Source organism: Spiroplasma sp. hyd1 (assembly GCF_016082235.1).
Classification (GTDB): domain Bacteria; phylum Bacillota_I; class Bacilli_A; order Mycoplasmatales; family Mycoplasmataceae; genus Spiroplasma; species Spiroplasma poulsonii.
The window spans coordinates 1-11,368 of record NZ_JXYY01000043.1; the positions used below are offsets into that span (position 1 = coordinate 1).

At 26.9% G+C, this 11,368-nt stretch carries 6 protein-coding genes, 1 pseudogene and 1 riboswitch; of the genes and pseudogenes, 2 read left to right on the forward strand and 5 right to left on the reverse strand.

Annotation, left to right across the window (positions count from 1 at the left end):
* Positions 1-165: 165 nt before the first annotated feature.
* Positions 166-358: riboswitch (cobalamin riboswitch) on the reverse strand.
* A 250-nt stretch (positions 359-608) separates the two neighbouring features.
* Positions 609-1,441: pseudogene (locus tag TS70_RS04865) on the forward strand (IS5 family transposase).
* A 211-nt stretch (positions 1,442-1,652) separates the two neighbouring features.
* Here TS70_RS04865 and TS70_RS04870 read toward each other — a convergent pair.
* On the reverse strand, positions 1,653-3,206 hold the full coding sequence (locus TS70_RS04870) for a hypothetical protein (protein WP_198049568.1): 1,554 nt from the start codon (positions 3,204-3,206) through the stop codon (positions 1,653-1,655).
* Positions 3,207-3,386: 180 nt separating this feature from the next.
* On the opposite strand from TS70_RS04870, the gene TS70_RS04875 reads away from it, so the two are divergent.
* A protein-coding gene (locus TS70_RS04875; RefSeq protein ID WP_105628856.1) for an IS5 family transposase occupies positions 3,387-4,222 on the forward strand; the annotation gives its coding sequence in 2 pieces (ribosomal slippage) (positions 3,387-3,783 and positions 3,783-4,222; 837 coding nt in all).
* Between the two features lie 415 nt (positions 4,223-4,637).
* Here the strand turns inward: TS70_RS04875 and recD2 are convergent.
* The 4 genes from recD2 to TS70_RS04895 form a co-directional block, all read right to left on the reverse strand.
* The gene (gene recD2, locus TS70_RS08645; RefSeq protein WP_198049569.1) at positions 4,638-6,785 is read right to left on the reverse strand and encodes an SF1B family DNA helicase RecD2; all 2,148 of its coding nucleotides are present in this window, start codon (positions 6,783-6,785) and stop codon (positions 4,638-4,640) included.
* Between the two features lie 15 nt (positions 6,786-6,800).
* Complete coding sequence (gene mnmA / locus TS70_RS04885; RefSeq protein WP_040093328.1) at positions 6,801-7,934, reverse strand: tRNA 2-thiouridine(34) synthase MnmA; 1,134 nt, start codon at positions 7,932-7,934, stop codon at positions 6,801-6,803.
* A 76-nt stretch (positions 7,935-8,010) separates the two neighbouring features.
* Positions 8,011-9,801, reverse strand: coding sequence for an ABC transporter permease (locus TS70_RS04890; protein WP_198049570.1), 1,791 nt, complete (start codon positions 9,799-9,801; stop codon positions 8,011-8,013).
* A 269-nt stretch (positions 9,802-10,070) separates the two neighbouring features.
* Positions 10,071-11,368 (reverse strand): Mbov_0401 family ICE element transposase-like protein (locus TS70_RS04895; RefSeq protein ID WP_198049571.1); only part of this gene is annotated, 1,298 nt, incomplete at its 5' end.

The following is an 11,368-nucleotide window of genomic DNA, read 5'->3' on the forward strand; positions in this document are numbered from 1 at the left end:
TTAATTATTATTATTTTAAATAATGCCCTAATAGGATTATCGCTTTAAATTAACAACTAAAAAACGCTTTTTGACGTCTTTCAAATTATTATTTAATAGTTTTTCACTAATAAATAATTAACTATCCAACCCCAGGGATAATAACTATAAAGGCAGCACTGATAAAATATCAATGTTTTTTAGATCGGTCTACTGGCTCAGTTTCACTTTACTCGCTATTCCTTCTCAAGAAGTATCTTCTCAATGGCATATGTTAGCTTTCATCCACTTTACAGTTGCTGGGACAGCCTAGGAGTTTCACCTAATTCCCGTAACATTCCAAAATTGCTTTTTAAAGTTGTTAAAGTAATAATATAAAGTTTAATTTTAAAATGCAAGTTAAAAGTAAACTTTTTCCTAAAACGACAACACTGTTGGAATAAAGTAAGTGTTTGCTGGTAAAATCCAGTAAACACTTACTTTATTCGGTCCACTGATAAAACGCGGCAAAATTGCGGCCTACATCTGGTGCATACTATCTTTAAAATTCTTTAACATAATAGACTTCTTGCGATACCCTTTTTTATTAAAATATTATTATAAAATATAATTTATGAGGACATAAAAATATGAACAATAATAAATTTAATACTCTTAATGATAGAGAATGGTTAAGATTAACAGGAATAAAAAAATCCACTTTTAATAAAATGTTAGATATTTTAAAAGTTGCTGAAATAGAAAAATTTAAAAAAGGTGGTAAAACTAATAAATTATCATTAGAAAATAGATTATTGATGACTTTATTATATTGACGAGAATATCAGACTTATTTTCATCTTGGTAAAAGTTTTGATATTAGTGAGGCTAATTGTTATCGTAATATTAAGTGAATTGAAGATATTTTAATTAAAAACTCTGATTTTCAACAACTTGCTGGTAAAAAAGCACTAATAAATGATTATTTTAATGATAAAACTATTATTATTGATGCTACCGAAACTCCAATCCAACGCCCAAAAAAAGACAAAAACAATCTTATTCTGGTAAAAAGAAAAAACACACGATCAAAACACAAGTAATTATCGAACAAGAAACCAAAAAAATTATTGCAACAAGTTTTTCGCTCGGAAAAAACATGATTATGCTTTATTTAAAGAATCAAAAATCCCAATTTTAAAAAATACCAAATTAATAGTTGATAGTGGTTATCAAGGAATACAAAAAAATCACAATAATGTTCTAATACCTACAAAGAAAACAAAAAAACCCTTTAAACAAAGAACAAAAGCAATATAATAGACTAGTTTCAAAAATGAGAATTATTATTGAAAATATTTTTGCTATTCTTAAAAAATTTAAAATTATTACAGAAAAATATCGTAATCGAAGAAAAAGATTTGGTTTAAGATTTAATTTAATTGCCTCAATTTATAATTTACAATTATTATATTTAACATAAAATATTTATTTAAAATTAAATAATTTAAATAATAAATTAATTTTTCGTTGTGGAAAAATATTAAATTTTTAAATAAAAAACATAATTAATTAAAATTATATTTTTCTATTAGTATCTTTTTTACAAATATTTGCAATTTTTTAACAAGTAATGTAAGAAGTCTAATATTAAAATAAAAAAAGCAAGAACTTTCTTGCTTTTTAAGTTAATGTTATTTTTTAGTAAATTGTAATGTAAATAATGTTGATGTTCACCCAGTATAATAAACGGCATTATTTGTCCCAAAAGTTAGATCAAAGTTTCAGACCGTACCACGACGTAATGAAAAAGTATCTTTTGTATCATTTAAAGTAACATCATGACCACGTTTTTTTCAATCACCTGTTGTAAAAATATCTAATCCTGATAAGCCTTTGGCCTCAGGAGATGCTTTAAAATCATCAATTAAAATTCTTAAAACCTTTTGATATTTATATTCTGGTAAAGCTAAAATTTTATTAAAGGCGGCCTCACTAAGATGTCAAACCCCAGAATTTTTATTTGATTCAAGACAAAAATGTTTATAAAAAGCTGTTACCAATTTTCCATATTCCAGTAGTTTTTTATCCAAACCATCTTTTGTAATTTCAACTTGAACTTTTAATGCTTCACCACCGTTCATAACTGCCCCCAATAATGGAAATCCAGCAACTAACATTTTTGATAAATTAACATTAAAATAAGCTAAATTTAAACTATTATGTCCTGTATTAAAAATATTAACTAATGAACGATAAAATGTAACAAAGTTTTCTGGTGTAATTTTATCTGGTTGATAACCCATTCCGGCTCAAACATAAGAAGCTGTTTTTTCAGTTACAAGATCAACCCCATTTGTGCTGTTATTAATAGCGCTTGTTAATAACGTTAATAACGTTAATGAATCATTATATTTAATACTTCCAACAAGGTTTGCTGAATCAGAATCTTCCGCAATGGCTTTTTTTAATTTTGCTAAAATAATATTATCTAAATCACGAAAGCCTTGGGTATAGTTAACATTAAAATCATTATAAATTTCTTCAAAACCTGGAGTTTTATCAATTTGGAATGTTCCTTCTTTAACAAAAAATTTTACAATTACTTTTGAAAGTTTTTCAACAACACCACGTAAAACATCCCCCATTGTCTTTGGATCATCAGTAATAACATATTGAATAAAGTAATTTGAAGTAGTTGCTAAATTTTTAAAATTAACCTTAAAACTAAAACTAAAATCTAATCGGGTTGCTTTAACATCTTTAACAGCTGGATTATTTGCTAACTTTGCTAATTTTTCTGTATCAATAAAATTTAAATTATATTTTAAACTATCTTCAGATAAATCAATTGGTTTAGTATCAATATAATAATTTGAATAATCATTAATAATTTGTTGATTCACATTGTTAAAAACAGCCATAAAACTAGTTTTTAAAATTTGTAAAGCACCAACAACTTTAGGATCATTTTGATCTAATGCTTTACTTTGTGTCGTTTTATCAACCATAGTATATAACTCATCAAATGTTGGTTGATAATCCTTACTATTAATTGTGTTTCTAGTGCGAGCATACTCTAAAAATGCATTTGAAATGCGTTGCGAAATTTTATTTAAAGTCTCGGCATCCTTTGCTGCTCCAGTATTTGAATCATCTGAGTCGCTCCCTCGATGACAACTAACAATTGTGCTAGCTCCTGTTACAGTGAAAGCAGAAATACCCAATAACGCCAATAATTTTTTCATTTTTTCAGTCTCCCCTTCAGCATATTTTTGCTACATATGTTTTTAATTATGACAAAAAAACAAAAAAAACAAGTGGTCTCATACTCTTGAAGCTGTTTGCTATAAATANATTAGACTTCTTGCGATACCCTTTTTTATTAAAATATTATTATAAAATATAATTTATGAGGACATAAAAATATGAACAATAATAAATTTAATACTCTTAATGATAGAGAATGGTTAAGATTAACAGGAATAAAAAAATCCACTTTTAATAAAATGTTAGATATTTTAAAAGTTGCTGAAATAGAAAAATTTAAAAAAGGTGGTAAAACTAATAAATTATCATTAGAAAATAGATTATTGATGACTTTATTATATTGACGAGAATATCAGACTTATTTTCATCTTGGTAAAAGTTTTGATATTAGTGAGGCTAATTGTTATCGTAATATTAAGTGAATTGAAGATATTTTAATTAAAAACTCTGATTTTCAACAACTTGCTGGTAAAAAAGCACTAATAAATGATTATTTTAATGATAAAACTATTATTATTGATGCTACCGAAACTCCAATCCAACGCCCAAAAAAAGACAAAAACAATCTTATTCTGGTAAAAAGAAAAAACACACGATCAAAACACAAGTAATTATCGAACAAGAAACCAAAAAAATTATTGCAACAAGTTTTTCGCTCGGAAAAAAACATGATTATGCTTTATTTAAAGAATCAAAAATCCCAATTTTAAAAAATACCAAATTAATAGTTGATAGTGGTTATCAAGGAATACAAAAAAATCACAATAATGTTCTAATACCTACAAAGAAAACAAAGAAAAACCCTTTAAACAAAGAACAAAAGCAATATAATAGACTAGTTTCAAAAATGAGAATTATTATTGAAAATATTTTTGCTATTCTTAAAAAATTTAAAATTATTACAGAAAAATATCGTAATCGAAGAAAAAGATTTGGTTTAAGATTTAATTTAATTGCCTCAATTTATAATTTACAATTATTATATTTAACATAAAATATTTATTTAAAATTAAATAATTTAAATAATAAATTAATTTTTCGTTGTGGAAAAATATTAAATTTTTAAATAAAAAACATAATTAATTAAAATTATATTTTTCTATTAGTATCTTTTTTACAAATATTTGCAATTTTTTAACAAGTANTGCAAGAAGTCTATTTAAAATTAACCAATAAAATCACACACTAAAAAAATAAAATGTGTAATTAAAACTAAATTTAATTACACATTCTAAATATAAACTAATGAAAACTATAAAATATGTTTCTATGTCTGCTTAAAAATAAACTGCTATAGTTTTAGTTTTAAGCACCATCATTATAACAAAAAAACTGTTTTGGCCTAAAAAAATAATTTATTTTAAATTAACATCATAAAAGCAAAAACAACAATAAAACAAATCCTATATTTAATAATCTTTAAGAACTTCTTCTAGCGTTGTTCGCCGTTTTTGCGACAAATTATTAACACCTTGCAAAAAAGCTCTTTGTTCGCCAATTAAATATAAATTTGTTTTTGCTCGAGTAATTGCAGTATATATTAAATTCCGTTTTAACATCATTCAAAAACTTTTAGTGATAACAAAAATGATATTATCATATTCACTTCCTTGCAATTTGTGCACACTACATGCATAAGCTAAAGTAATATCGTAATACATTTCTTTACTATATTCAACAATGTTGTCATATTTTATTAATAAAACATCGTTAAAGTTTCTATCTTTTTTAATATCAACAATAACTCCAACATCACCATTATAAATTTCCAACTCGGGACGATTTTTTAATTGCATTACTTTATCATTAACCCGAAAAATCCGATGACCAATTTTAATCTCTTTTTGGCCATAAGAACGATTTATTTTATCTTGTAAATAAGTGTTTAACATGTTAATGCCAACAGGACCATTATACATCGGAGCAATTACTTGAATTGCATTATAATCTCCTGATTTTTCTTCATTTAGTTTCTGATATAAATCACCAATTGTTGTTAATAATAAATGAGGATCAGTTTCTTCAATAAAAGTTAAATCTTTTTTGTTTAGTAAATCATATTCAAAATGGTCTTGCTCAATCGCATAACTTAATTCCAAAATATCATTTCCTGCTTCTTGGCGGTAAACTTCTTCTAACTTAATGACATTGAAAACATCACTTTGGATAATATCACGTAAAGTGTTACCGCAGGCAACAGAAGGCAACTGATTTGGATCACCAATTAAAATTAATTTTCGTAAATTTAAACTAGCTTTGGCAATTTGAGCTAATAACAAACTATCAACCATACTAACTTCATCTAAAATTAAAATATCATTTTCTAACGGATTACTTTCATTATAAAAAAACTGATTTGTAATTGCATCATATTTCAATAATTTATGAATCGTTAAGGCTTTTTGTCCTGTTTTTTCGCGCAATCGTTTTGCTGCCTTTCCGGTTGGTGCTGCTAAAACAATTTTTGATTGTTGATAAACTTGCTTTAAAATACTAACAATTCCATCAACTACAGTTGTTTTACCAGTTCCTGGACCACCAATAATTACTAAAAAATTGGAATGAACAGCGGCTTTGATTGCTTTCGTTTGATTTGCATTGTAACTAATTTGTTTCTTGCTTGTTAACTTCTCTAAATGCTTTACCAGTTTTTCTTCATCATATTGATCCGTTGAATTTAGACCACTTAACATGGCAGCAATATTTAACTCACTATGATATATTTCTGCAACATAAATTTTATCATTTTTAAAAATTAGTAAGTTGATTTCTTTACTATATTTTAACCCCGCTAAAATAGATTCTTTTGTTAAATCATTAAAATGTTTTTGTAAAATAACTGTTAATTCATCTAATGTTAAATAAGTATCACCAGTATTATTACAAAATTCTTTTGCTAAATATCAGGCATAATAACCAATTCGAATATCACTAAGCGGGTCTTGGTCAAGCGCTAAATAAATTTGATCAATTATTTTGAATGAAATATTATCTTTTAACAGTAATGAATAAGGGTCTTTTGTTAATAAAGCATAAATTTGATCAACATTATATTTTGTTTTTAATAATGATAAAACTTGCAAAGACAACCCTTTTTGATTAAATTGATGGTTTAATTCATCATCTTGGCTCATTTCGTTAAATGATTTTGCAATAATATCCGCTTGTTTAGTAGTAACTCCTGGAATTTGTTTTAGTTCTAAAATATTGGCCTTAATTTTACTAACAATATCGTTTCCATAATAATCAATAATACTTTGTGCTGTTTTTGCTCCGATTGTTGGAAACAAACTACTTGTTAAGTATTTCAAAACTTCATCATTGCTTTGGGGTCCAATTTGTTTTAATTCTTTAACTTCAAAATTTTGACCATAACGATTATTATAAACAAATTCACCAGTTAATTCGTATAATTGATCAGGTTGTAAGGTTGCTAAAAAACCTTTAATAAAGATAAAATGGGTTTTATCTTTTTCTAATTGAAATTTACAAATCCGATAACCATTCTTTGATTCAAAAACAATTAATTTTAAATAACCACGTATCTTTTCAGCCATTACAATATTCCTTTCTTATAAGTAACATAGTTTTTGATCATTTAAATAAACTTCATCAATTGTTCCACTACCAAGACAAACATCACCATCATAAAAAACGGCAGCTTGACCAGGAGTTATCGCTTTTACTTTATTATCAAAATGAACAAGACATTTGTCATCACTTAAAACCGTTACTTTAACTGGAATATCTTTTTGGCGATAACGAAATTTTGCTGTAGAGTTAAACTGATCAGTTTTCAGTGTATTAATTCAATTAACATCTGTTACAAGACAACTAGTTGAATATAGTCATTTTTCTTCACTACTTTTTGCCACATATAAAATATTTTTTGCCGCATTTTTGCCAGCAACAAAATAAGGTTCTGTCATCCCCCCTAAATTTAATCCTCGTCGTTGCCCAATTGTATAATACATAATACCATTATGTGTTCCAACAACTTCTTTTGTTTCAATATCAACAATCAAACCATTTTGATTTGGAATATAATTTTGCAAAAAGTTTTTAAAATCACGTTCACCAATAAAACAAATTCCAGTTGAATCTTTTTTATTTGCTGTTATTAAATTTTGTGCATTAGCAATTTCTCGAACTTCTTTTTTGGTTAAATTTCCTAACGGAAAAATTGTTTTTGCTAATTGATGTTGATTTAATTGACTTAAAAAATAAGTCTGATCCTTGTCACCATCGACTCCTCGTAATAATTGATATTCATTTATTTCTTGATTAAATTGTACCCGCGCATAATGCCCCATTGCAATAAAATCAGCTTGATAATTATTAATCGCATACTTTAAAAAATAATCAAATTTAATATATTTATTACATAAAATATCTGGGTTTGGTGTTCGTCCTTTTTGATACTCACTAATAAAATATTCAAAGACATATTCTCAATACTCTTTAATAAAATCAACGCGATGTAATGGCACTTTCAAAGCAGCACTAACTTTTGCTGCGTCATTATAATCAACTTCTTGGGGGCAAATTGGATTATTGATTGCCTTATTCCCTAAAATATCATTATTTAATTGACTATCTCAATTTCGCATAAACAGCCCTTCAACTTGATAGCCAGCTTGTTGTAATAAATATAAGCTAACAGAAGAGTCAACACCTCCCGATAAGCCGACAACAACTTTTTCCATTTATAATCACTTCCTTTAATAATATAATTAGCAATATTATTTTAACATTAAAACACTAAGTTTAAAAAACTTAGTGTTATCTTTTTTGACGCTTTAAGAATAAAATCCCTATTGACATTAAGATATTTGCTAATATTAAAAAACTATAACTAATAATTTGCATTATACCACTTGTTAACAGAAAAGTATTATTACTGTAAAAATAACCATACAAAGCAATTCCAATTACACTTCCTAATAATAATAAACCAAAAGGTAAAAGCAAATATAATTGAATTTTAAAATTAGGAATAACACAGAATGGTAAAATAATAACAATAGCATAGATACTAAGCAAGATAATCATAAACAACCGGCTCGGTAAAAAATAATCTTGGTTAGTTTGAATAAAATCAAATTCTCCAAAAGTTGTTGTAATAAAATTATATAAATCCAATGATGAATTATTAATTCAATTATTAAAGATTAAAAAAGCACCACATAAAAGAATTAGACCAACAACAGCCATAATCCGTGCTGTTAAAATCGTTGGATTACGTCATGTAATAATGTTATTTTTCCTAATTTTACTAATTCTTTGTCTTCTGTTTGGTAATCGTTGAATTTGATAACTATTACTAAAAAAAGTTGCTGGTTGAACATCATTTTTTTGATTTTCTTGATTTAGATCCTCATCGTTGGATTTTACCTGCTTCTTTGCACGAATTCGTTTAATTTTAACATTTTTAATTGGTTTGCTTGGTTTAGCAGTTGACTCTACTGTATCAAACAAACTTGCATAAAAATTATTGATTCGATAGTTTCCTACTGGTTCATCAATTTCAATTGCCCGTGGTATTTCAGTTTCAGACTCATCTTTTTGCGTTATTGGCAAAGAACCTATCTTTTCTTCTTCTTTTGGGGTTATTTCTTCTTGAAGATAATATTTATTAGTCGTATGATCAAGTCCTAAATTTGGTCGTTTTGTGATATCCCATTCCATAACATCAGCTTCATCATAAACCTCCGAACCGCGACCAAATGCGACGTTTAAGTTAATCCCTTTAGCTTCTGGTTTAGTTCTTGGTTGTTCAGGCTCGTTTGTCTGCGGTTTTTTTGCTTCTTCCTTAATTAAGTTTATTTTATTATTAAAAAGCGGTTGTGATTTTTTTCAAGATGAACTTTCTGTATTTTGAGTTTTATTATTATAACTTTGTGTCACAATAACATCTTTTTTTGGAATTGGATTAACAGCACTAACCTTCGGAAAATGTGTTGATAAAATTGATTTTGGTTTTAAAACAGGTTTATTTTCAACAACTGTCTCATTTGTTTTCCGAGCTGTTTCCTGTTCTGTTTTTTGGACAATTTTTTGAGCAATAGCACGCGCTTGTGCTTTTAAGACTGTTCGATCAACATCAATCTGATCATCTTTAAGAACACGATGAACTGGATTGTTATTATTAAAATGGGTTAAATCAATCTTTTTGCTCATCACTGGCGGTTCTTGTAAATGGTTATCATTATGAAAAGGTGCTTTTTCATCAAATGTTGTTTTTATTCGATCTAACCGTTGGTGAAAACTTGTCTTTTCTTGTTCTAACTGTTCTGTTTGAGTATGCAAAACTTTTAACGCGTCAGGATTATCAAGATTTAAATTTAATTCTCGGCATTGGGTTAATGAAGAAGGATAATTTTGTGGCATCATTTGTGTTGGGACAGATGAGTTTGATGCAAAAAAACCATTATTAAAAAAATGGCTATTTTCACCACCAAAAAAATGTGACTTAGCAATTAAAGAAGGCTCTTGACAATCAGAATGCTGATTGTTAAGAAAGCCTTGCTTAATTGGTTTAATTTTTAAAATTTTAATGTCATTGCTCTTCATTATTTAGCACCCACTTTAATTTAACCCCAAAACTCTATGTAATAATTATATCCTAAAATCGCCAAAAAATAAAGCGTTATTGGTGTTTTGACCGCTTTATGTTGGAATAAAGTAAGTGTTTGTTTAATAGACATAAATTTAATTCTTTTTCGTATAAAAGCATTAACAAGACTTTGTCTTTTTAAGTTATTCTAATTAAACCATGAATATTTATATTCTGCAACAGCAAAAATGCAAATTATTAAAATTTGTTCCAAATTGTTAACTGATTAGTTTTTTGAACTAAGAACTTTTCTAATTAATTTTGTGATTCCTCTTTCTTTTGATTTTAAGATTGGGACTGAACCTTGTTTTGGTTCATAATCATAATTCTCATTTGTTGGATGAAATCACATATTTTGACGATAATACTCAGTTGCTTCTTTAACTTCTTCAATGTGTTCATTAATAATGAGTTGAATTGGACTTCACTGATTAACCTTTGCCATTCGCATCGATAACATAGTACGAAAGACAATTTCACTATATGCTTTTGCTCCATAAGATTTTAATGCCTTAACATTATATGAAATTTGTGATTCTGTTTGGCAACCAATATAATACTCATTCTGATAATTTCTAATGCCATTCGCATTTGTAGTAATATATTTAATTAATTCTTTAACCTTGTCTTTTTTATCCTTTAAAAATGGGTACACTTCTTGCATTTCTTTTGTTAAAAATGGTTTTAAGTAATCTAAGATATGATCAACTTCCCCTTTTCGAACAAAAGCATATAAATCTTGATAGATTGCTTTTTTCTGTGTTTCTTCTATTGTTAGCACTTTCTTTGAATCTTTACTTAATCGACGAAAATTAAAACAACGGTGAACTTTAGCCATTAAATGAAACTCATCTAAAATATAGTCTGATTTAAAATATTCTGCTATTTTTTTAATTCATTCAGCACCATCACCCATTACTATTAACGATTTTTCTGTTAAATCATAATTATTATTAATGAATTCTTTTAACAATTGCCGATATTCTTTCATCTTAAGATTTACATTTTTTGACATCACCGTTAACAATCGCTTATTTTGTGAAAAATGTCGTTTCTTAGTAGATTTTTGTCAATCAATTCCAGTATGCAAATATGCTAATCGAACCATATTCTTATCAATCTTTTTATGTCTTTTAAAGATTTTAGTAAAAGTATCATCTAACCCCAAATAAATGTATTTGCTATCGGCTTTTATTTTATTATGAAGGGCAGTATGTTTAAAGTTTTCATTAATTTCTGCCAAATCAATACTTCTAAAAATATTAGAAACAGTCATTGGGGTAATTTTTGAATCTTTATATTTATCAATGATATCTTGATATCGTTTCCCAGAATCTAATTCCTTAAGAACTTTAATATACAAGTCAAAATGAATTCGCTGATATGGCTTTCGTCCCATTTCGGCATCTAACAAAAAGACAAATCGGTTACCACCATATCTGCCATCTTTATTTAATTTATTTGGATCATAATATTTAAAAAGTGTTCGTTGATAAGTAACATGTCCTCATTCTGTAATTGTTT